This window comes from Arthrobacter rhizophilus (assembly GCF_026241105.1).
Lineage (GTDB): Bacteria > Actinomycetota > Actinomycetes > Actinomycetales > Micrococcaceae > Arthrobacter.
Genome location: NZ_JAPFFT010000031.1, coordinates 20113 through 42061, shown reverse-complemented (window position 1 = coordinate 42061; position 21949 = coordinate 20113). Strand labels below are relative to the sequence as shown.

14 protein-coding genes, 1 tRNA gene and 2 pseudogenes are annotated in these 21949 nt (G+C 63.4%); 5 read left to right on the top strand and 12 right to left on the bottom strand.

All coding sequences use genetic code 11. From position 1 onward, the window contains the following. Nucleotides 1-78 precede the first annotated feature (78 nt). The 4 genes from OOZ51_RS19205 to OOZ51_RS19190 all read right to left on the bottom strand — a co-directional run bounded on the left by OOZ51_RS19205 (nt 79) and on the right by OOZ51_RS19190 (nt 5161). Nucleotides 79-1488, bottom strand: coding sequence for a DUF4032 domain-containing protein (locus OOZ51_RS19205; protein ID WP_265981367.1), 1410 nt, complete (start codon nt 1486-1488; stop codon nt 79-81). Between the two features lie 91 nt (nt 1489-1579). Next, nucleotides 1580-2662: an ABC transporter ATP-binding protein gene (locus OOZ51_RS19200; protein WP_265981366.1), complete on the bottom strand. Its 1083-nt coding sequence runs from the start codon at nt 2660-2662 to the stop codon at nt 1580-1582. A gap of 194 nt (nt 2663-2856) precedes the next feature. Beyond that, nucleotides 2857-3681, bottom strand: coding sequence for a trehalose-phosphatase (gene otsB, locus OOZ51_RS19195; protein ID WP_265981365.1), 825 nt, complete (start codon nt 3679-3681; stop codon nt 2857-2859). Next, on the bottom strand, nt 3671-5161 hold the full coding sequence (locus OOZ51_RS19190; protein ID WP_265981368.1) for an alpha,alpha-trehalose-phosphate synthase (UDP-forming): 1491 nt from the start codon (nt 5159-5161) through the stop codon (nt 3671-3673). Before OOZ51_RS19190 ends, otsB begins: the two co-directional genes overlap by 11 nt. Nucleotides 5162-5339: 178 nt before the next feature. Between OOZ51_RS19190 and OOZ51_RS19185 the strand changes: the two genes are divergently transcribed. Together OOZ51_RS19185 and OOZ51_RS19180 are read left to right on the top strand one after the other, a co-directional pair. Further along, nucleotides 5340-6218: a DsbA family protein gene (locus OOZ51_RS19185; protein WP_265981364.1), complete on the top strand. Its 879-nt coding sequence runs from the start codon at nt 5340-5342 to the stop codon at nt 6216-6218. A 209-nt stretch (nt 6219-6427) separates the two neighbouring features. Further along, nucleotides 6428-6501, top strand: a tRNA-Thr gene (locus OOZ51_RS19180). An 89-nt stretch (nt 6502-6590) separates the two neighbouring features. Here the strand turns inward: OOZ51_RS19180 and OOZ51_RS19175 are convergent. From OOZ51_RS19175 to OOZ51_RS19140, 8 genes and pseudogenes are all read right to left on the bottom strand, one after another. Beyond that, the gene (locus tag OOZ51_RS19175) at nt 6591-7805 is read right to left on the bottom strand and encodes a site-specific integrase (protein WP_265981363.1); all 1215 of its coding nucleotides are present in this window, start codon (nt 7803-7805) and stop codon (nt 6591-6593) included. Between the two features lie 25 nt (nt 7806-7830). Beyond that, complete coding sequence (locus OOZ51_RS19170) at nt 7831-8043, bottom strand: helix-turn-helix domain-containing protein (protein WP_265981362.1); 213 nt, start codon at nt 8041-8043, stop codon at nt 7831-7833. Nucleotides 8044-8155: 112 nt separating this feature from the next. After that, complete coding sequence (gene mobF / locus OOZ51_RS19165; RefSeq protein ID WP_265981361.1) at nt 8156-11713, bottom strand: MobF family relaxase; 3558 nt, start codon at nt 11711-11713, stop codon at nt 8156-8158. A gap of 850 nt (nt 11714-12563) precedes the next feature. Beyond that, nucleotides 12564-13133 (bottom strand): hypothetical protein, encoded by a 570-nt coding sequence (locus OOZ51_RS19160; RefSeq protein ID WP_265981360.1) that lies wholly within the window; start codon nt 13131-13133, stop codon nt 12564-12566. Nucleotides 13134-13728: 595 nt separating this feature from the next. Beyond that, nucleotides 13729-13818 (bottom strand): annotated as a pseudogene (locus OOZ51_RS19155) (AAA family ATPase); the annotation flags it as partial. Nucleotides 13819-14296: 478 nt separating this feature from the next. Next, nucleotides 14297-14425: pseudogene (locus tag OOZ51_RS19150) on the bottom strand (helix-turn-helix domain-containing protein); the annotation flags it as partial. Nucleotides 14426-14453: 28 nt separating this feature from the next. After that, entirely contained in the window at nt 14454-14807 is a 354-nt protein-coding gene (locus tag OOZ51_RS19145; RefSeq protein ID WP_489667155.1) for a Pycsar system effector family protein, read from the bottom strand. 252 nt (nt 14808-15059) lie between these two features. Then, nucleotides 15060-15332: a hypothetical protein gene (locus OOZ51_RS19140; protein WP_265981358.1), complete on the bottom strand. Its 273-nt coding sequence runs from the start codon at nt 15330-15332 to the stop codon at nt 15060-15062. A 52-nt stretch (nt 15333-15384) separates the two neighbouring features. Here OOZ51_RS19140 and OOZ51_RS19135 point away from each other — a divergent pair, with 52 nt between their 5' ends. The 3 genes from OOZ51_RS19135 to OOZ51_RS19125 all read left to right on the top strand — a co-directional run bounded on the left by OOZ51_RS19135 (nt 15385) and on the right by OOZ51_RS19125 (nt 21543). Further along, nucleotides 15385-15969, top strand: a complete 585-nt coding sequence (locus tag OOZ51_RS19135; protein ID WP_265981357.1) for a recombinase family protein — start codon at nt 15385-15387, stop codon at nt 15967-15969. Between the two features lie 148 nt (nt 15970-16117). Next, entirely contained in the window at nt 16118-16429 is a 312-nt protein-coding gene (locus OOZ51_RS19130) for a hypothetical protein (RefSeq protein WP_265981356.1), read from the top strand. Nucleotides 16430-16542: 113 nt separating this feature from the next. Next, entirely contained in the window at nt 16543-21543 is a 5001-nt protein-coding gene (locus OOZ51_RS19125) for a helicase-related protein (protein ID WP_265981355.1), read from the top strand. Nucleotides 21544-21949: the final 406 nt, after the last annotated feature.

Here is a 21949-nt window from a genome sequence, read left to right as displayed (position 1 = left end):
TCTACATCTTCCGACCGAAAGAAGGCCTCCTGCCCGGAAACTCAACGAATCCAGACAAGAGGCCGACGTAACTTCGGGCTAGTCGTCCGAATCAGGGTATTCGTCCTGCTCGTACCGGGATTCCTCGGTTTCCGCTTCCAGGATCTTCAGTAACGCCGTGTCCGGATTGAGCATGATGGCTGCCTCGTCGCGCCGGTGGCGCAGCACGGTGTCCAAGTAGGACTGCACGGCTTCGGCCAAGGGGATGTGGCTGTCCTGCTTCTGGCTCATGTACCAGCGGTGCTCAAGGACTTCGTGGACTACTTCTGCCGGTTCCAGCTTGCCTGCGAGGTCGCGCGGGATGGACCGGACTATGGGCTCGAAGATCTGGCTGACCCAGGTGTGGGCGCTGATTTCTTCGTCCATGTCCGGATTGTTGTCCGCCCGGAATGAATCCATGTCATTGAGCAGCCGGCGGGCCTGGTTCTCCTGGGCGTCCAAGCCGGTGAGGCGGAGCAGCCGCCTCTGGTGGTGCCCGGCGTCGACGACCTTGGGTTGAAGCTGGATGGTGGAGCCGTCCGCGGTGGTCTTGATGACATATTCTTCGACGTCGAAGCCGAGTTCGTTGAGGCGGCGGATGCGCGCGCCCACGCGCCAACGTTCGCCGAGCTCAAACGATTCCTTTTCGGTGAGTTCGGCCCATAGCCGGCGGTAGGAGTCCATGATGAGCTCCGACGTCGCTACCGGATCCACCTTCTCCTCGATGAGGCCGCCTTCCAGCAGGTCCATGAGTTCACCGGCAATGTTGACGCGGGCAATCTCGAGATCGTACTCGCGCTGGCCCACCGAAAGATCGGGGTACAGCTCGCCGGTTTCGGCGTCCACCAGGTACGCGGCGAACGCGCCGGCGTCCCGACGGAAGAGGGTATTGGACAAGGAAACGTCGCCCCAATAGAAACCGATCAGGTGCAGGCGCACCAGCAGCAGCGCTTGGGCGTCAATAAGCCTGGTGAGGGTGTCCCGGCGCAGCATCTGTGAGAAGAGCGCGCGGTACGGCATGGAGAACTTGAGGTGCCGGGTGACCAGTACGGGGTTGAGCGGCTTGCCGTCAACGGTGGTCCGGCCGGTGATGACTGCAACCGGCTCGACGCAGGGTACGTCCATCCGGGCCAGCTTGCGGAGCATGTGGTACTCGTGCCGGGCAACGTGCTCGGAGGTTTCCTTGATGGCGATGACCGAACCGCCCAAATGCGCGAAACGCACGATGTGGCGGGAAATACCGCGGGGCAGGGCAGCGAGGTTCTTGGTAGGCCAGTCCTCGAGCGCGATGTGCCACGGCAGGTCCAGGAGCTCGGGATCCGCCGCTGCAGCGGTGATGTTGAGGGAGCCGATCACACCCGCCGGTGGCGCGACGTCATTGGCGCTCGCGGCCTCGGTGCGCGGGAGTTTGCCGATCTGCGCGTAGTCGGTGGGTTCGTCATGCCACTTGGCACCGCTTTGCTCGCTCATGGTGTCAATTCTTCCGTATGGAGGCTGCTGTTAACGACGACGGCGGCCCGTCCACTTCGGAAGGGCCGCCGTCGTTAGTGCGGTGCGGGTGTTAGTCGCCCAGGCGCAGGCCAGTCTTGGTGTCGAACAGGTGCACGTGGCCCGACTGCGGACGAACGAAGATGGACTCGCCCTTCATCGGGGGACGGCGGCCGTCGACACGGGCCACGATGTCGTGGCTCTTGCCATCAAGCGTGGTGTGGCCGTAGACGTAGGCGTCGGCGCCGAGCTCTTCGACAACGTCAACCTCAACTTCAAGGCCTTCGCCGGCACCGACGGTCTCAAGGTCTTCCGGACGGGAACCGAGCGTGACGGTCTTGCCGTGGGCCTCTTCGAGAACGTTGTGCGGAACCGGGTAAACCGTTCCACCGAACTGGACGCCGCCGTCGACGACCGGCAGTTCCAGCAGGTTCATGGCGGGGGAGCCGATGAAGCCGGCCACGAAGACGTTCTTCGGGCGGTCGTACAGGTTGCGCGGGGTGTCTACCTGCTGCAGCAGCCCGTCCTTGAGGACGGCAACCCGGTCACCCATGGTCATGGCCTCGACCTGGTCGTGGGTCACGTAGACCGTGGTGACGCCGAGGCGGCGGGTCAGGGAAGCGATCTGGGTGCGGGTCTGGACACGGAGCTTGGCGTCCAGGTTGGAAAGCGGCTCATCCATGAGGAAGACCTGCGGGTTACGGACGATTGCGCGGCCCATGGCAACGCGCTGACGCTGGCCACCGGAGAGCGCCTTCGGCTTGCGGTCCAGGTAGAGCTCGAGGTCAAGAAGCTTGGCTGCTTCACGGACGCGCTCGGCACGCTCTTCTTTGGAGACGCCGGCGATCTTGAGTGCGAAGCCCATGTTGTCCGCAACGGTCATGTGCGGGTACAGGGCGTAGTTCTGGAAGACCATGGCGATGTCGCGGTCCTTCGGCGGGACGTCCGTGACGTCGCGGTCGCCGATCAGAATGCGGCCGGAGTTCACATCCTCAAGGCCTGCGAGCATGCGCAGCGAGGTGGACTTACCGCAACCGGAGGGTCCAACGAGGACCAGGAATTCGCCATCGGCGATGTCGATGTTGAGCTTATCGACGGCGGGCTTATCTGTGCCCGGGTACAGACGCGTAGCGTTATCAAAAGTAACTGTAGCCACAGTTATCAATCCCTTCACCGGCAGGTACGTGCCGGACGATCCGTTGTGAATGGTTCATGTTTATTCAGTTGGACTCCCCGCCCTGGGCTGAGCCCGGGCAAGGGAGACTGAGTGACGCCGCACGGTAGTTGTGCGTCACATCACAACCAAGAGTATGGCAGTAGCTCGGGGTAATCGCCCAAATGTTACGAATGTCACATGTGAGATGAGTCTCTCGAGACTTCGCGGCGCCGTTCGCGAAGGACCGCTTCCAAGAGTTCGGCGACATGAACCGGGGCTTCGATCCGGAACTCGGCCTGGGTGAAATCCAGCCCGACTTTCACGCCGACATCCCCGGCAACCAGCCTGGCAATCGCGTCTTCATCAGTGACGTCGTCGCCCGCAAAAAGGACACCGGTGGCGCCAGTCACCTGGCGCAGGAAATCGACAGCCTCGCCTTTGGACGAATGCACCACAGACGTTTCGAGGACGCGCTTGCCGTTCTTGAGGAAGACTCCCGGACGGCCTTCAAGGACCGTCCGCGCCGCGGCCACAGCGTCCTCCGCCACGTCGTCTGCTGCACGCCGAGTGTGGAGTACGACGCCGGCCGGTTTGTCTTCGAGGACTGTCCCCGGAGCTTCCTGCGAGATTCCCGCCAAGACCTCGCGGACTTCGGCGAGGAGCTCCCGTTGAGCATCGTCGAGCTGGAGTTCCGCCGAACCGGCGCCCAGCCACGCCTCCGCGCCGTGGCTGCCAATCAGCAGCGTGGCCTCGGGGGGCGAGGCGACCGCCCGCAGGCTGGCCAATGCGCGCCCGGAGATGAGCGCCGTCGTCGTCCTCGGAAGTTCGGCGAGCTCAGCGAAAGCGGTCGCTGACCGCTGGAGCGGGCGCGCGGCGTCGGCGTGGTCCACGATCGGGGAGATGGTGCCGTCAAAGTCCATCGCCACCAAAAGGTGATCTGTTCCGGCGATCCGGCGGACGGCGTCGAGCAATTCAGGGGACAAGCTCAGAGGGGGAGTGCCCGCTGTTTCACGTGTCATCGCGTACCACGGTTTCTGCTAGGGCCGAGAGGAATTCGGCGGACCAATGATCGACGTCGTGGTCGAGGATTTGTTTGCGCATGGACTTCATCCGGCGGCGGGATTCATTCGGGGGCAGGTGCACGGCCCTCATGATGGTGTTCTTGAGCCCGTCGATGTCATGCGGATTCATCAGGAGTGCTTGCTTGAGTTGATCTGCGGCGCCCGTGAATTCGCTGAGGACCAAGGCTCCCGTGTTGTTGGTCCGGGCGGTGACATACTCCTTGGCCACGAGGTTCATGCCGTCGCGCAATGCCGTGACCAGCATGACGTCGGCGGCAAGGTAAAGGGCCACCATTTCCTCGATCGGGTAGCTGTGGTGGAGGTACCGGACGGCGGTGTTCTGCATGGTGTCGTAGCTGCCGTTGATGTGGCCCACGGTGCCTTCGATTTCCTCGCGCAGGAGCCTGTATTGCCGCACGCGCTCGCGGCTGGGGCTCGCCACCTGGATCAGCGTGGCGTCCTCCACTGTGAGCCGACCTTCCTTGAGGAGTTCCTCGAACGCCTTCAAGCGGTGCGGGATGCCCTTTGTGTAGTCCAGGCGGTCTACGCCCAGGAGGATGGTTTTGGGGTTGCCGAGGTCTTGGCGGATCTGCCGGGCGCGTTCGATGATGTCCGGGCGCTCGGCGAGTTCGCTGATCTGGTCCACTGCGATTGAGATCGGGAAGGCCTGTGCGCGGGCAATATGCGAAATCCGGCCGTCCGGACTTTTGACATGGATCTGCTGCTGCTTGACGCTGGCGCCGATGAAGCGGCGCGCCGAGCGCATGAAGTTCGCCGCGTCACTGGGGCGCTGGAAGCCCACCAGGTCAGCGCCCAGCAGTCCTTCGATGATGGCCTGGCGCCACGGTAGCTGGGCGAAGATTTCCGGCGGTGGGAACGGGATGTGGTTAAAGAAACCGATCCGTAGGTCCGGGCGCGCCTGGCGGAGCATGCTCGGCACGAGCTGGAGTTGGTAGTCCTGTACCCACACGGTGGCTCCGTGGTCCGCGTGCTGGATGACGGCGTCGGCGAACCGGCGGTTGACCCGGCGGTAGCTGTCCCACCATGTGCGGTGGAACTCCGGCGGAGCAATGACGTCGTGGTAAAGCGGCCAGAGGGTGGCGTTGGAGAAACCTTCGTAATAGAGCTCAACATCGTCGGTGCTGAGGTCGACGGGAACCAAGTCCATCCCGCTGTGGCTGAAAGGCTCAAGGGGCTCGTCCGGGGCGCCGTGCCAGCCCACCCACGCGCCGTCGGTCTTTGTCATAATCGGGGCGAGGGCCGTAACCAGGCCACCGGGAGAGCGGCGCCATCCCTCGGCCGCGTTATCCCCGCCGTCGCTAGGGAAACGGTCCACCGGAAGGCGGTTGGAGACCACCATGAAATCGTACTTCGTGGACTTTTGCGCCTGTCTGCCCTCGGGTGCGATGTCGATTATTTCGCTTGCCGGTACTTGCATTGCTGCCCCCTGGGGTTGCTTGTGACTCATCTCCCACCCTACCGGCGGGAATCATCAAGGACACTTGCTCGTTCCTCGGACTGGAGTCCAAGACCCCAGCATGGCTGTCAGTCTTCTCCCGTAAACTGGCCCCGTTGCCATAGCTAGACCAACGCCGTCGATCAATCACGAGGAACTGATGAGCCCCGCAAACGAACCACGTCTGTCCAAGGCAGAGCGCACCGCCCAGGCCCGCGAAAAGGCCCGCGAGATCCGCGAAGCTCAGCTGAAGAAGGACAAGCGCAACAAGTTGCTCATCGGGTGGGGCATTGTGGTTGCCGTCGTGGCGATCCTCGCAGTGGTTGCCCTGATAGTCAGCCAGAACATTACCAACAACGCCCCCATCGCCGATCAAGGCCCGACGCCGGCCAACTCCAACGTGCACGGCGGCGTCACCCTCCTCAAGGGCACCGACGTGACGAAGGCCGCGGCAGCCACGGTCGACCTGGCGTCCTTGCCGTCAGCCCCCGCCACCCCGCCCGCCACGGTGACCGCTCCCGGTGCCGAGGCCGAGGCCGGCAAGCCGGTCAAGGTAGTGGCCTACATCGACTTCATCTGCCCGGTCTGCAAGAACTTCGAAGCCACGTACAACCAGCAGCTGACCCAGCTGCGCAACGATGGCAAGATCAGCCTGGAGTACCGTCCGCTCGGCTTCCTTGACGCCAGCTCCAGCACCAACTACTCCTCCCGTGCCGCCAATGCCGCGGCTTGCGTTGTGAACTCTTCGCCGGACAAGTACTCGGCCTTCGTTGACCTGCTGTTCGCACGCCAGCCCGCTGAGGGTAGCGCAGGCCTTTCGGACAACGACCTCAAGAAGATGGCCACCGAAGCAGGCGCAGCCAACATTGACTCCTGCGTGGACAGCAAGACCTACCGCCCGTTCGTCAAGGTTGTCACAAAGGAGGCCGCGGTCATCGGAGTCACCGGTACGCCCACGGTCTTCGTCGAAGGCAAGCAGTGGGACGGCAAGACGGACCTCGTCGCCGACCTGAACGCCGCTGCGGCCGCGAAGAAGTAGATCGTCCTGCGGGAATCTTGACGCCGGCCCGGGCGGTGCTCGCGGCGCGGGACTGAGGGCCCGACGGCGGGTGGGGCCGCCGGGCGCTCGCTTTGGAGCCTCGCCCGCGAGGAATTTCCGTGGGCGGGAGGTCTTGGGCTACCCTTATCTAGCGCTGATGCGCACCAGCTCCGGCTTGCCGGGGCATCTGTCCCGGTCCGCCGGGGCGCGCCTCCTTAGCTCAGTTGGCCAGAGCACCGCTCTTGTAAAGCGGGGGTCGTCGGTTCGAATCCGACAGGGGGCTCTTAGTTTGGCTTTGACGTGCAGGTTTGTTGATTCTGGTCAGAGCTATTTGAACTTTTTGGCGCCGGACTCACCTTTAACTCACCTAGATCAGATTTGGAGACCGGTCTTGCCAGGCGCTCCTGGTCCCCCGTTGGCTGCGTCGAAGGCGCCGAGTACGGCCCGTGTGTCGATCGCTTCTTTGTATTCCTCGACGTAGTGCTTTCGGGTCATTGACACCTTGGAGTGCCCGGCCTGGTACGCGGCCGTTTCGGCGCCCATGGTCCGTGCAATGAGGGTCGCGTTGGCCTTGCGGAACGTTTTGAACGTCACCCACGAGTATCCGATGTCGTCTGCCGCTTTGCGCCAGGTCTTGCCGATATTGTTCGGATCGCACACCGTTCCTGTAGATGAGGGGAAGACCAAGTCCAAGGGATTCGCAGCGGCGCTGGTGCTTTGCCTGAGGTGTCGCCTTCGAAGCGACTCGGCGAGGTTTGGCGGTATGGTCACGTAGCGGAATCCGTGCTCGGATTTTGGGTGGTCTTGAATGGTGACGCTGCCGGTGGAAGTACGGATGACTGTGGCGTGGACATGCACGGTTGGCGGGTCTGCGTCGAGGTCGACGTCGGCCCAGAACAGTGCGAATAGCTCGCCGGGCCGTAAGCCTGTGGTGATGAGGACGTCGGCGATTTGGTGGAGTTCCTGGGATCTCGTGCGGCCAAGCATCGATCCCTGCTCCCAAGCAATGAGCTTGGTCCTCAGATCCAGAAACTGTTCCGGATCCAGGGCTTGAGGCTTTGCCGCCCGACTTCTCGGGATGGAGATTCCTAGGACCGGATTGATGCTCACAGCGTCGTGGCGCAGCGCAATTTTGAACATCGACGACAACACGGCCCCGCATGTGCGGGCCGTAGCGGGGCCGGCCGCGTCGACAACATTTCGGGTGAAGTGATCCACGACGCCTGGCGTGGTCTCTCCAATGCGGACAGAGCCGATTCCAGGCAGAATGTACTTCTTGACGCTGAATGCGTACTTGTCCTTGGTCCGTGATGCCTTGTCCGAGCGTTGCAGTTCTGCCAGGTAGACCTCCGAGAGGTCGCGGATCTGGTCTGTTGCGCTGATGAAGGCGTTGCCTTGGGTCTGCCTTTTTTGCAGTTTGATCTGGAGATTTCGCCGTGCCGCTGCGGCGGACGGCCCTCGGGCTTCGATTTTTCGCGTTTGCCCGTCGAGGTCCCGGTATCTGGCCCGTGCACGCCAGCTTCTTGCTGTTGCCCGGTCGGTGCGGATGAGACCCCATGTTCCGAGGGGCAGTGGGTACCTGCTCATTTATCGCGTGCAGGTTTTGGGCCGGTTACGGTTCTGCGTGCAGCGACAGCCAGGCAACGAAGTCGCTCTGGCGGATGCGCAGGTGCCTGCCGATACGGTATGCGTGTGGCCCGACGTGCTTGGCTCGCCACTGGTAGAAGGTCTGTTCGGGGATCTGTAGCTGTGCGCAGATCTCTTTTGGGGTTAGCCACTGTTGGTCAGCCTCGACGGGCTGGTTGCGATTTGGCGTCGTCGTCATTGGAGTCTCCGTGGTCTTGGTCACCTGACATACGGCCAGGCGCTGTTCCTACTTCATGGGAGACAACGGTGCAGGCGGCATGACCGTGCGGAGGAGCATCGTGATTTTGATGTCAGAGCTGCCAACCGACAGTAATGGGGCTGATCTGTCGGGAGATCGAATCTTCCAGCCGTTGGCCGGGTTGTTGTTGCCGGTTGGCTTGGGACGAAGCCCGGTCAGCAACGCGCTTGAGGTGTTCATACTGCGATGACTGTTCCCAATCATGGTCTGCCGGTGCAGGTCCCAGAGGGAGGGGTGAGTCGTCGATACCCCAGCGGTCCCTGTAGATGGCAACCATGGCGACCAGGCGGGCGGTATTTGTCGCGGTCACGTTCGGCGGGAGGGTTTCGACGAGTTTTCGTTTCCATTCAGCGTCCTCCGTCAAAGCGGCCGACGCGACTTGCTTGGCCCGCTGCCTGATCTCATGGGTTACTTGGTTGATCATGTCAGCAAGGTCGGGCCGGTTGGTATGAATTGGTTCGGGGATGACGGCACGGTCGCTGGCTGGCATGCGGGATGAGAAGGTGACGAGCCGGGCGTGCAGAACGGCTGCGACGTCCTTTGCATCGCCGCTTGTTTCCAAAGCGGCGGTGACAGTCCGCTGAGCCCCGGGCCGGCTGGCCGCGGTCGCTCGGCGCCAGGCTGCGACGGCCGCGCCCCACGAGGGGGATTGCTGCAACACCTCATCAATCTCTAGAGTGCGCGCCTTGATGAACCTTCTCAGGTCTTCGGCGGCAGCAATTTGGGCGAGGTAGTCGTATTCGGCGCTGAGCCGGTCGAGCGTGTCGGCGCTGGACTGTTCGGCGTCGCGGACTTCGTGAGCGGTTCGTTCGGCGCCTTCTGCCGCGAGCACTTCGGCGAGGATCTCCTGCCATTGCGGCTGCAAGGAGGGGTCCAGCGGTTCGTGGTCGATGGGGTCGTTTTCGCTGACGTAGGCGAAGTTACCGCCGCGTCCGCGCGTCATGCTGACGTAGAGAAGCTCACGTGTGAGACGTCCTTGGGTGACGACGGTGTGACCGGTGTCGACCGTGATCCCCTGGGAGCGGTGGGCCGTCGTCGCATATCCCAGCTCCACCGCCGACTCGACATACTCGCGGTGTAGGGTGACGATGGCGCCGGTGTCCCTCCGGACCGCTACCAGGGAGCCGTCGCGCTTGCCGGCACGCACGACGTCGAGCAGAGTGCCGTTGCGGATGAAATCACCGTTGCTGTCGGTAACGGTGCGGTCATTGCGGCGAGCGATGACCGTGTCACCACGGCCGACACGCATCCCGTCGCCCAGAAGGACCGCCTGTTCGGCATCCACAAGACCCTGTATCACGCGGTCTGCCTGCGCTCGTTCGTTGAGCATGCCGACGGTGTCGTTATCCGCGGCGATGAGGATGGACGACCTTCCGGACAGCATGTCGGCTTGCCAATTCAAGTAGGCATGGTCGAGCACGTCCAGATAAGGGCCGTGGCGGAGCCGTTGGTGCGTGTCGTAGGCGGTGATGGCCGCGACGTCCCCGGCGCGAAGCTTCAGAGAGGCATCCCGTTCCCAGGCATGTTCAAACCGCCAGATGGTGCTCAACCGGCTGGTTTTGCCTTGCCGGTCCAACCAGCCCAGGACGCCGCCGGCATCGATGGCATCCAGCTGCCCGGGATCGCCCACCAACAGCACTTTGGCTCCGGCGTCCCGGGCCTGATGCACCAGCGCCGAGAGCTGAAGGGTGGAAACCATCGAGGCTTCATCTAGGACAATTAGCTGGTTCGGGTGGAACCGCCATCTGTTTTGCTCTGCGGCCAGCCGGATGGCTTCCTGCCCCAGACGGGTATTCGCCACAGAGTTGCCCAGGCGCTGCTCGACGGCGAAGAACCGCTCCGCCCGGTGGCCTGCTCCTTGACCGACGGACTCGTACAACCATTTGCTGACGTTCTCGGTGACCATGGCGAGTTCCCGCCCCAGGACCTCGGCGCTCGCCGCCGCGGGTGCGAGCCCGACCACGGTGCCGGGACCGAACTCTGCTTCCCAAGCTGTCTTGATTGCCCCGAGGGTGGTGGTTTTGCCGGTGCCGGCGGGACCAACGACGGCGTCGAGCCGGTTCCCGCTCACGAGCACCTCCGCTGCCGCGGCCCTCTGGTCCTCATGCAGCCCGAATTTGCCGTGATGTTTGTAGCCGACGAGTACCTCCATGGCGACGCCTGGGCGGATAGCCGGGCCGCCGTCGTCGTTCCTTGCCGCCATGACGGCCTCCTCGCAGGCGAGGGTGGTGGCATCGGTGTAGAGGCGGGCGCCGTGGAAGTCGAAGACACTCCGGGTGCCGAGGTGCAGATCGGGCCGCGCGTCCGCGGGGACGCTGTACCGGTAGTCGTTCAGGGGCACCGATTGGGTTTCGGCGGCGGTGGCGACGGCGTCGATCAGGGTGTTGCGGTCTTCCGGTGTGTGGCAGCGGATCGCGGCGCAGACCCGTTCGGCCTCGGCCAGCAGGTTCCAACGGTTCCAAGTGGCGCGCTTGGTGGCGACCCGCTCCCGGGTGAGCGACGCAACGGCGTCCACCCACTCGGCGGTGAAGTCTGACGAGCGGAAGGGAGTGGTCCGTGAACGCCGGATGGTGTTGGCCAGCACGAGTCGGGGGTCGAAGCCCTTGGCTTCGGCGCGTGCCCGCCACTGTTCGGAGAGTTGGTGCAGCGGCGCGATGGTGTTGGCCTTTGCGGTGCGGGTGGAGAGGGTTGCCTGCTGGCGGAGCTTGATGGTGGTTGTTGCCGTTGGAGGAGTGCCGTGGGTTGTGGTCCATGCGGCGACGAGACGGTCGGTTTCCGCCTCGATGAGGCGCGAGCGGTGGGAGAATTCGCGGATCAGGCTGTCATCGACGCCGGTGAGCTGCGCACTCGGGTTATGCGTGGTGGCTGCGGGCTCGCGGATGTCGGTGTCGGTCCCGAGGTGGCGGTGGAGCGCATCGAAGAGCAGTCCGTTGTAGTGTTCGCTCGCGGCAACCGCGGCCTTGTAGAGGGTCCGGGAGTCGAGGGTGACCCAGGCGCCGTCGGTGATCCGTTGGACGCGGTTGGCGATGACCAGGTGGGTGTGCAGCTGCGGGTCCCCGGCGCGCGACTCCCAATGATCAAAGGCGGCGGCGATGGCTCCCGTGGTGCCGATGCGGGCAACGCCATTGCGTCCGGATCTTGTGTGGATGACGGACTCTTCCAACCATTCCAGTGTGGCGGTGACGGCGTCGTGGTGGGTTTGAAGGATCTGGTCTTGGAAGGTCCGCGGGCTCAGCGCCCAGAGCACGGAGACTGATTTGGGGACGCTGAACGTCAGATCGAATCCGGCGACAGCGCGGCGCGTGCTGGCTTGTCCCTGGCTGTTTTGGACGAGTGTGGGTTGGCCGTGCGGGCGGCCCAGGGGAGCGCCGGTGTCCGGATGGACGGTTTCGTCGAAGATGGCTTTGGCGTCGGCTTCGGTGACTGGGTCGCCGCGGGCTCGGGTGATGCCGTCCAGGCCGCTACCGAGCCAGCGCCCCTGCGGTGTCCCGGCCTTCATGTAGTAGCTGGTTGCGTCCGGGGAAGCGGGCGAGACGTCGTCCATCATCGTGGTCTTGAACAGGTACCTCAGGCCCGACTGCGCGGAGAGCCTGGCGATGGACACGGTCATGGCCGTCTCCGTGTCCGCCGTCGACGGTCACGCTGCCTATTGTCACAGCGTGTAGCGCAGAATCTCTGCGAGGTGCGAGACTGTTCGAAGTCTTGACCACATTCACCGCAAGTCTTCCCATTCACGATTCTTCATCGGGGTGGCATGACGTCGCGACATGACGTGCCGTGAGACGGTGCTCACGGCGACGACCTTTGGTGCCAGAGGTGTAAACGGATAGGAAGTTCCTCCGGCGTGCAGAGGGATGAGAATTGTGGTGCCGCTTGGCCGACCTCTCGTTACGTTGGTGCGGGTGAGCCCGCAGGAGTGTATGACGCTGGGCGGAGCACGACGGCCTAGAGAGCTGGATGCTCGCCGCGCCAGATGCGCGGCCCCTTTCGCAGGCAACTCTTAGGGACATTGTGGCCGATTACCTCGCCAGTCACGGTCCTTTCCCAGACGACACACACCAGATGTGCGGGGCCGGGGCGCCGCGGGAACTTCACCTGGGAACGGGCCGCCTTCTCAGGCGCTCAGGGGGCTACCGCCGGGGTCACGGGCGGCGATCACCACCGTCACCACCGGCGGGGTGGTCCAGAATAGAAGCTTGAATTATCGCGCGGGGGACGCGCATGCCGTTCTTGAAAACCATTTCCGCCCGGGTCCGGGCCGCGCATCTGCTCGCACAGTCCGCCGAAGAGTGGAACGCACTGTCCAAGGACCTGTTCCCACAGGCTTCGTGCAATTCTTTTCACTTCCTTGAACGGGCCGAGTTAGGACACTCGAGGGACCCCGTCGCAGTCGCCCACGGTTCTCTCTTGCTCGTCGTTGGATGGCCGTTCCGACCTGCGACCTGTCCGGGGGTCCTTGACTAACGGTGCGTGTCCACGGGCCTGAACAATGATGGATGAGAAGGGAGAGTTCCATCCACGCCCTGGGCCCACAAAGACCTCCCTGCCCTTTCGCTCGCGCAGGCGATCATGCTCACTGCGGGTAAGCGCGAAAGCGCGTCAAGCCTTTCGGGCACATTTCCCAGCGGTATGCCAGCGTAGCTAGCCGAGAACGCCATCATCTTGCCAAGCGAGCGACCACACAGATCGAAGGCCCATATGACAGTCATTGCGTCGATCGTGGGGCTGTGAAGATGCGCCGCAAAGCGCATTGTCGCTTTCCCCAGCGCCCAGGCTGCTCCGTGTACAAACCCAGACAGGCGGCGGTAGGACTCTTCTCCAAGGTCAGGGAATTGAAGCCGCATGAGGTCAATCCCCGAGATTGTTGCCGATACCGGCTTCAGACCATTTGCCGGATCCACCACCCGGGCGCCCTGAATCTCAAAACCAGCACTGGAGACCATCGAATGAATCCTCCGCAGGGTTTCTGCGACCCCTGCGTTCATTTCTTCGAGCGCCTCCGGGTCGGTCCCCGTGGCTGCCTTTGCCATCTTTGATTCCTCTGAATTGCTCCAGAGCATCAGCGCTGCCATGCGCATTAGTCTGGCCTCGGGAGCCACTCCCGGCTCGACTACATAGCGATACAGATACGTGCCATTGCCAGAAATGGCCACGGCAACTGGTTACCCATGATGAGCCGAGGGAGCGATGAAAATGACATCGTGCAGTGACTGAGAAGGACCTCAAGATGGTCGACTCCAGTTGCTAGGAGTGCCGCTCTTGCTTTGCCAAGCTCTGTGGAGCCGAAGTGCGTCATGTCACTTGCCAATCCCCCACTGCCGTTTCGGTAAGGGTTCAAATGGACGCGCTGCCAGGACCAGGCACTCATCAATCGCCTGCTACCGCGTTCTATCTTGCGGGGGTAACTCCACATTGGTGGCTCCAACCTTGTCATTGGTTCTAGCGCAATCTACCAAGGTTCCATCTGCCCAGATGCAAAACATGAACCGGAAGCCGCGGTGGTTCAGTCCAGCCGGGGACCTTCGAGCTGGCACTGGCTGTTCTGTTCCAGGCTGCTGACCCTGATGTATCCGATGTGTGTGGACTTCGGAGTTTTTGGTTGTGTTTTGTTGTCGCTCTTTGTCGTCAGTTGCCGATGACAAGGGTGCTGGCGGCTGCTTCGATGACGTCGTCAGTGATGGTTTCGAGTTCGCTGATCTTCAGGACGCGGACGTTTTTCGGCTGCCGTGTCATTGTTGTCTGGTGATTGCCGGATTTGTGACACTGGCACTATGGAGTTTCCCAATATCAAAGGCAGGACTCCCGCGGCGTTGCCGTTCTCGCCTTTCTGGTGTGCGGACTCGTGCTGACGTTGGCTTATGCCTGGGCAACCACCGTCGTTTCCGAAACACGCAACGATTCTTGGTAGGAAAACCGTTTGGTGTGCACATTTTTCATTCATCTTCAACCGCAGAGAATAGACATGCACCCGCGACTGTCTGGCACATGATCCGGGCCGCCGAGACTGCCATACTCATGGGCAGCGCTACCCAGGCGTTCAAAGTCATGCTGAGTCCCCGGTCGTCATGACCACTGCGCAACGGCAGGCTCTTCGGGCGCATAGCGAAAGCTACATGAAGAAAGTTCGGCATCTGCTCGACAAGCAGTCCGTGCACGACGGGCCCACAGCTTCCAGCGGCGGTTGATCAGCTCCTTAGTTTCCGTTCTTGAGGTACTTGTGGAGGGTTTCGCAGCTGATGCCGAATTCGCGGGCCAGGGCCGTCTTCTGTTCCCCGGCCTGCGCCCGCTCCCGGAGTTCGGCGGCCCGTTCGGGTGAGAGGGCTTTCCGGCGGCCGCGGTAGGCCCAACTCTCATGGTGTTAGGCCAGCCCGGACCAGTAGGCCGCAGGTCAGAAGACAAACGCCTCGGATCGAGGCGAGGATCATTGAGGCTTTCACCAGCAGATGTTTCATCCAGGCAATTTTGCTCATGCCCACCATCTGTTTGGTGATGATAGGAAGCATCTCCGTGTCCCTGATCTTCCTGGGAAGTTCTGCGGCGTCCCAGTACTTCAAGTGTCCGAAGTATATGAAGTTGTCAGGCCATTCCTTCCCGACATGCCGCATTCTGAGGCGGGGTACAACAACCCACATCGCGCAGGAAGCGGCGATAATCAACGAGAAGATTGCCGCATAGTATGTAATGTTCTGCACCGGCCCTGCCAAGATCCCAAAGAGTCGGCCCTTGGCAGATAGCGCGACCAGCGTCGCGAGCCCGGCCGATCAAGGCAAATGCAAACGAAGCCTTGGCATCCACCTTCCCGGTCCAATCGACAAGGGCAGCGTGGATTTTCCACGCTGTCTCAAGGGCTTCCTTGTCCGAGACGGCCGAATTTGATTCAGCTTTCTTTCCACTCCTGATTAGTCCCATGATTCCGGGCTAACCTAAACGCCGCGGTCGTTCCGGTTGCTGATGGCTCATGGCGCCCAGGTGTAAGACGAGCCGTAGTAGGTTACGGACTTGCCGCCATAGGGTTTCACGCCCATCAGCGTCCACATGTTCTTTTCCTTGGAGACCTTGGAAGGCTCGCTTAGTCGGTTATAGACGGCGGAAGAGATGTTGATTGTTTTCGTGCCACGGATCTCGCTGAGTTTCGCGGCAACATTTGGTGCGCTCCCGATCGAGACGATATCGTTCTCACCGTGGACCCCGCCGCGCACGAGCATCGCGGTGCCGGTGTCAATGCCCACCCCATGCCCCATCTTCCAGGTGAAACCGCTCCACTTTGCTTGGAGGGCTGATGTGGCTACGTTGATGGGTTATGCCCGGGTGAGCACGACTGAGCAGTCGGTGGACTTGCAGCTGGATGCTTTGAACGCTGCCGGGTGCTTCCGGATCTGGACGGATTTTGCGTCGGGTGCGACGACTGAGCGACCGCAGTGGCAGGACTGCCTGGATCACCTACAGCCCGGGAACATCCTGGTGGTCAACGATTTGTCCCGGCTCGGGAGGAACACTGCCGACCTTGCCGGCATCGTGAAGACGCTGGCAGACCGGCATGTCGGGCTTCGGTCGTTGACCGAGACGTGGCTGGATACGACCACGTCCCAGGGCGTGCTGATGTTCCATTTCTTCTCGGCGATCGCCGAGTACGAGCGGAACCGGTTGCGCGAGCGGACCATGGCCGGGCTTGCCGCTGCCAAGGCGAGGGGAAGAGTGGGTGGCCGGCCGACCAAGATGACGCCGGACAAGGCAGCCACGGCGCATCGGATGCGCGGCGAAAAGCGGACGGTCCGTGACATCGCCAAGACCATCGACGTCAGTGAGGCCACGGTCGTCCGTGAGCTCGCACGGCAACGGAAGAGTCTCCAGGCCCCGCAGGAATAAGCGTGTGACTGTGAGTCCTCCGGGGCCTTCGCTAGCGTGGAGGCAAACGGAGGGGGAGCGGCGCACATGGCATCGAGGAAATCTAAGAACCACATTGAGGGTCAGCTGAGTCTGGAGTCCTTGTGGGCCGAACCGGGAGAGGTAGTCAATGAACGAGCACGGCAGACACGCCATGGAAACCATGAAGAAGCACGATCCGGAGGCCTTCGCGCAGATCGCGGACCCGGAGACGCACTTTTCGATGTTGGGGGAGGAGATTCAGCAGGCGATCTGGGACCTGAGCGAGGAGCTGACGCCGACCAGGGGTTCGGAGCCGCCGATGGAGTACATCGGGCTGGTGAACATGGCCAAGCTGCGGGCACGGGAGATGGTGTACCAGGAGATGATCTACGCAGGTCTTCCCCCGGAACCGGAGGAAATGGAGCCGGGCTCCGCGCGCCGGGAGGACGGGCAGGACTAGCACCCGAACCGCAGCACCAGGAGACGATCGGGCCGGCGACGGCTGGACGTTTCCGTCCCGCGTCCCAGGCCGACCTTGCCCCTTCGGGACAGAAAGCCAGGTTCGCGGCGAACTTGGAAGCAATCCGCGTCGTGCGGGAGCTGGAGGAGCAGCAGCGCCTGGCCACCGGGGCCGAGCAGCGTTCCCTGGCGCAGTGGTCCGGCTGGGGCGCGGTGCCCCAGCTGTTCGACAAGGATGACTGGGCGGACGAGCGCGCGCAGCTGCGCGAGGTCCTGAGCGGGCGTGAGTACGCCGCGGCATCGCGGACGACGACGAACGCCTACTACACCGACGCTGCCCTGGTGAAGGAGATCTGGTCCGCCGTGGACCGGCTCGGTTTCACCGGGGGAGAGGTGCTGGAACCGGGGTCGGGAGCTGGAACGTTCCTCGGCTTCGCCCCGGAAGGCGCCCGGATGACCGGTGTCGAGCTGGATCCGCTGACGGCCGCCATTTCCCGGGGGCTGTATCCGGACGCGAGCATCCGCAGCGAATCCTTCGCGGACACCCCGATCACGTCCAATTCCTTTGACCTTGCGGTCGGCAATGTCCCGTTCAGCAAGAACGCGCTCTACGACAAGACTCACAACGCCGACTCCCGGCACTCCATGCACAACCACTTCATCCTGAAAAGCCTGGCGGCCGTGAAGCCCGGCGGTTACGTCGCCGTGCTGACCTCCAGCTTCACCATGGACGCAACCAACCCCACCTCGAGGCGGGAGATGAGCGCAATGGCGGACCTGGTAGCCGCCGTGCGCCTGCCCACCGGCGCCCACCGCCGCGCCGCCGGCACCGAAGCGCTCACCGACCTGCTGCTGCTGCGCAAGCGCGAGCCGGGCCGGGAGCCTGCCAACACGGACTGGGAAACCGTCGGGCCCGTAATCGTCGGGGACCGCAACGTGAAGATCAACAACTACTTTGACCTGAACCCCCAAAACGTCCTGGGACAGATCACCGTTGGAAACGGCATGTACGGCGAGGAAACCGTCAGCGTGAGAGCCGAGGACCTCGCCGCCGTCCCGCAGCTGCTCGCCCGGCGGCTCGACGTCATCGTGACCGACGCGCTGGAGGCCGGCCTGGGCCACGCCCCTGCCGAGCCGGCTCCGGGGAAGACCCCGGCGGCGTTGCTGCCGGGGCCCGGACAGGAGTGGGACGGCACCATCACCGCCGGGCCCGACGGAACATTCACCGTGGCTCGGGCAGGGGAACAGGCACCCTTCCCGGTCCCCAAAGCACACGCGGCGGAGCTAGGCGAGCTGCTGGGGTTGCGGGACGGGGCACGGTCCCTGTTGGAGATGGAGGCGTCCGACAGCGAAGACACCCCGGAACTATCGGCCCAACGCACGGCCCTGGCTGAGAAGTACACGGCATACGCCCTCAAGTACGGACCTCTGAACCGCTTCACGGAGACGGTCCGCACGGACAAGGAAACGGGCGAGGACATCATCACCCGCCGTGCGGCACCGGCCGTGCGGATCCTGCGCCAGACGGACCCCTTCGGCGCCCTGCCGCCGGCCCTGGAGAGTTTCAACGAGGAAACCCGGACAGCGACCCCGGCGGCGCTTCTTCAGCACCGCCAGGTGGTGGCCCGCAAACCGCTCCTGGGTGCGGACACCGTTGACGAAGCGTTGGCCATCGCCCTGGACACGTATGGCGCCCCGGAACTGGAGAAGATCGCGGAGCTGTTGGGCGTGACGGAAGAGGAAGCCCTCGACCGGCTGGGCACGCTCGTGTTCGATGATCCGGCAACGGGCAGGCTCGTCACGGCACCTGAATACCTGTCCGGGAACGTGCGGACCAAGCTCGACGCCGCACGGGCAGCGGCGGCAGGGGACGAACGCTGGGGCGTCAACGTCACCGCCCTGGAGGAAGTCCAGCCGCCGAAGGTGGGCATGGAAGACGTCGAGGCGCGTCTGGGCGCGGTCTGGATCTCTTCCGAGGAGCACCAGCTGTTCGTGAAGGACATTCTGGCCGATCCGAACGCCAGCGTGAGCAGCGTCGGCGCCGGCATCTGGCGGGTCAAAGCCAACCGGGGCACGGTCCGGTCCGCGAATGAGTGGGGGACGGTGCGCCGGCCCGCTCCGGACCTGTTGCAAAGCATCCTGGAACAAAAGAGCATCCAGGTCGAGGACAAGGACGAGGAGGGCAAATCCGTCGCCAACCTCGAAGAAACCGAGGCGGCCCAGGAAAAGGCCGAAGCCCTGCAGGAGCGCTTCGCCGAGTGGGTCTGGGAAGACCCCGAACGGGCCGGCCGGCTCCTTGATGAATACAACCGCCGCTTCAACTCCCTGGCCCTGCGCGACTACACGAAGGAAGGGCACCGGCTGAGCCTGCCGGGGTTGGCGAAGTCCTTCACCCCGCACCCGCACCAGCGCACCGCCGTGGCGCGGATCATTTCCGAACCGGCCGTGGGCCTCTTCCATGAGGTCGGGGCGGGCAAGACCGCCGAGATGGTGATGGGTGCGATGGAGCTCAAACGCCTGGGCATGGCCTCCAAACCCATGGTGGTCGTTCCGAACCACATGCTGGAGCAGTTCACCCGTGAATGGCTGGAACTGTACCCGCAGGCCCGGCTGCTCTCGGCAGGGTCCGATGACATCAAGACCAGGAGCGGGGACCTGGCCGGGCGCCGTCAGTTCGTCGCCCGTGCGGCGGCGAACGACTGGGACGGCATCATCATGACCCAGCAGGCCTTCAAGAGCGTCGGCGTGAAGGCAGAGACCATCGAGGCCTATCAGGAATCGCTCATCGCCGACGTCCGGCAGACCATCGTCAACGCCCAGGAAGAGGGTGAAGACCGGACCACGGTGAAGAAGCTGGAGACCAAGCTGCAGGCCGAAGAAGAGCGCATGAAAAGGCTCATGGACACCGCACCGGATCCTGGACTGACGTTCGAGGACACGGGCGTGGATTACCTGTTCGTCGACGAAGCCCACGACTATAAGAACCTGCGCACGGTCACCAACATCAAGGGCGCCGAAATCGCCGGGTCCATCCGGGCCACGGACATGCACCTGAAGCTCGAATACCTCCGCGCCACGCACGGGGAACGCGTCGTCACGATGGCCACCGGCACACCGATCGCCAACTCCATCACCGAAGCGCACGTCATGCAGCGCTACCTGCGCCCGGACCTGCTCCAGGCCGCGGGCGTGGAGAACTTCGACGTCTGGGGTGCGACGTTCGGGGAAACCGTGACCGCGATCGAGATGGGCGCCGGAGGCCGGCTGAAGAACAAGCCGCGCTTCGCGAAGTTCAAGAACGTCCCCGAGATGCTGCGCTCCTTCCACGTCTTCGCGGATGTGAAGCTCTCCGAGGACCTGAACCTGAAAACCCCGGACCTTGCCCGCCGGCCCGGGGACGGGGAGCGGCAAACGGAGCTGGTGCTGATTCCGCAGCCGCCGGAGCTGGCCGAGTACATGAAGGGCCTCGCGGACCGGCTGGACTCCCTCTCCAGATGGGCGGAGAAGGGCGCGGACAACGCCCTGAGCGTCTACAACGACGGCCGCAAGGCCGCCCTGGACCTGCGCATGGTCGGCATCGAACCGGAGTCCGGGACCAAGCTGGATGCGGTTGTCGCCAAGACCCTGAGGGTCTGGGAAGAGAACCGCGAGAACGAGTACGACACGAGCTTCCGCTCCGGCATCCCCTCGGCGAACAAGGGTGCGCTGCAGATCATCTTCTGTGACCTCAGCACGCCGTCCAAGAACACCGGGCCCGACGGGAAGCCGGTCTGGACGGCCTACCAGCAGCTCAAGGACCAGCTCGTCGCCGGCGGGATCCAGGCAGAGCAGATCCGGTTGATCCAGGACTCGCCCAAGCCCGAGCAGAAAGCCCAGCTCTTCGCCCAATGCCGCTCCGGGGAAGTGACCGTGCTGATCGGCTCCACCGCCATGATGGGAACCGGTACGAACGTCCAGCTCCGCGCCAAAGCAATCCACCACGTCACCTGCCCGTGGCGGCCAGCTGACCTGACCCAGCGCGACGGACGCATCATCCGCCAGGGCAACGCCAACGCCGAGGTCCACAACTTCCAGTACGCCACCAGCGGCAGCTACGACAGTGCCGCCTGGGACGGGATCCAGCGCAAGGCCACCATGATCCAGCAGGTCCTTCGCGGGCGCCTGGATATCCGCGAGATCGAGGACGTCGGAGACCTGGCCCTGAACGCGGCACAAATCAAAGCCGCGACCTCCGGGAACCCGCTGGTGATGGAGAAGATCGAGGCCGACGCCGCACGGACCAAACTCGAACGTCTCAAACGTGCCCACGAGAAGGGGCAAAGCACCCTGGCCTGGACCAGGGCCGCCGCCGAAACCAGCATCAAGAAAGCCGAAAGCAAGCTGCCCGCGGTGCAGGCCGCGCTCCGGCGCATCACCCCGACGGCGGGGGAGTCCTTTGCCGCCAGCATCGATGGCAGGGGCTACTCCAAACGCCCGGAGGCCGTGGCCGCCATCTCGGAATGGGTGCGTACGCACACACCCGAATACGGAAACTACTACCGCCAAAAACAGGACTATGGCACCAGGGCTTCCCTGGGCGGCCACGAGCTGCAGGTCCGCAACGCGGCCGAGGACTCCAGGCTCGGCTCCTACCAGGATCTCGCGATCACCCTGAAGGACGTTCCGGCGCCTCCGCTGGTCTTCACCCGCATGGAGCTGCTGGAAGGAAGCGCCGGCATCATCACCCGTCTGGAGAACAAAGTATCCGGGGTACCCGACTACGAGACCCAGCTGCGACAGACCATTATCGAAAAGCAGGCGGTGCTCTCCGAGATCGAGAACCAGGCCGGCAAGCCGTTCAAATACGAAGACAAACTCGTCGCAGCACGTGCGACGTGCGCGGACCTGGATGAGAAACTCAAGGCATCAATCGACCCGACCAAACCACCACCAGCAGCAGAGGTTTCAGCAACGCAGGCGGAGGTGGACCCGGCCCTTGCACGACTGCGCAGACTGCAGGCCGCCAACTTCCCCGCGGCTCCGAAGAACACGCACCCTCCACACACCCACCCGACGCCCCAAGGACGCGCCGGAGCCGCGCACGATAAATCACGTGAGGGTGGCTTCGAGCGCTAACGGATGAGCCGCCGGAATCGCCTGGCGATCAGGACAAATGTGCATCACCTCCGCCATTGAATCGATGGCACGGGCGAACGTCCCGCCGTCGTCGCACCACTCGTGCGTCTCCATCAAGAAGTTGCAAGCGGTGTAGAACCTGAGAGCAAAAGATCCCTTCATAGAGATGGCTGCGAACCGCAAGCGGGAACACATGACGCACGGCGTAAGTGTCTTCACGCTGCTTCTACTGCGGCTTATTCCGAGGGTCGAAGGAGCGTCGGTAGGCGGACAAACATCCGGGCCCCGCACCCTGTGTCGGTGCGGGCCCCGGTTGTTTGTCTCGTGGGTGGTAAATGAGGAACTGGTTCCTGATTAGGTGAGGATCATGCTCGGAGGTTGTGCATGATCGCCGGTCCCGGCGGTG

What these genes read in the sequence shown, in the direction of transcription:
- OOZ51_RS19205 (WP_265981367.1), bottom strand. Translation starts at nt 1,488, where the DNA reads ATGAGCGAGCAAAGCGGTGCCAAGTGGCATGACGAACCCACCGACTAC.
- OOZ51_RS19190 (WP_265981368.1), bottom strand. Translation starts at nt 5,161, where the DNA reads ATGCAAGTACCGGCAAGCGAAATAATCGACATCGCACCCGAGGGCAGA.
- OOZ51_RS19175 (WP_265981363.1), bottom strand. Translation starts at nt 7,805, where the DNA reads ATGAGCAGGTACCCACTGCCCCTCGGAACATGGGGTCTCATCCGCACC.
- OOZ51_RS19160 (WP_265981360.1), bottom strand. Translation starts at nt 13,133, where the DNA reads ATGGCAAAGGCAGCCACGGGGACCGACCCGGAGGCGCTCGAAGAAATG.
- mobF (WP_265981361.1), bottom strand. Translation starts at nt 11,713, where the DNA reads ATGACCGTGTCCATCGCCAGGCTCTCCGCGCAGTCGGGCCTGAGGTAC.
- otsB (WP_265981365.1), bottom strand. Translation starts at nt 3,681, where the DNA reads ATGACACGTGAAACAGCGGGCACTCCCCCTCTGAGCTTGTCCCCTGAA.
- OOZ51_RS19185 (WP_265981364.1), top strand. Translation starts at nt 5,340, where the DNA reads ATGAGCCCCGCAAACGAACCACGTCTGTCCAAGGCAGAGCGCACCGCC.
- OOZ51_RS19170 (WP_265981362.1), bottom strand. Translation starts at nt 8,043, where the DNA reads ATGACGACGACGCCAAATCGCAACCAGCCCGTCGAGGCTGACCAACAG.
- OOZ51_RS19130 (WP_265981356.1), top strand. Translation starts at nt 16,118, where the DNA reads ATGAACGAGCACGGCAGACACGCCATGGAAACCATGAAGAAGCACGAT.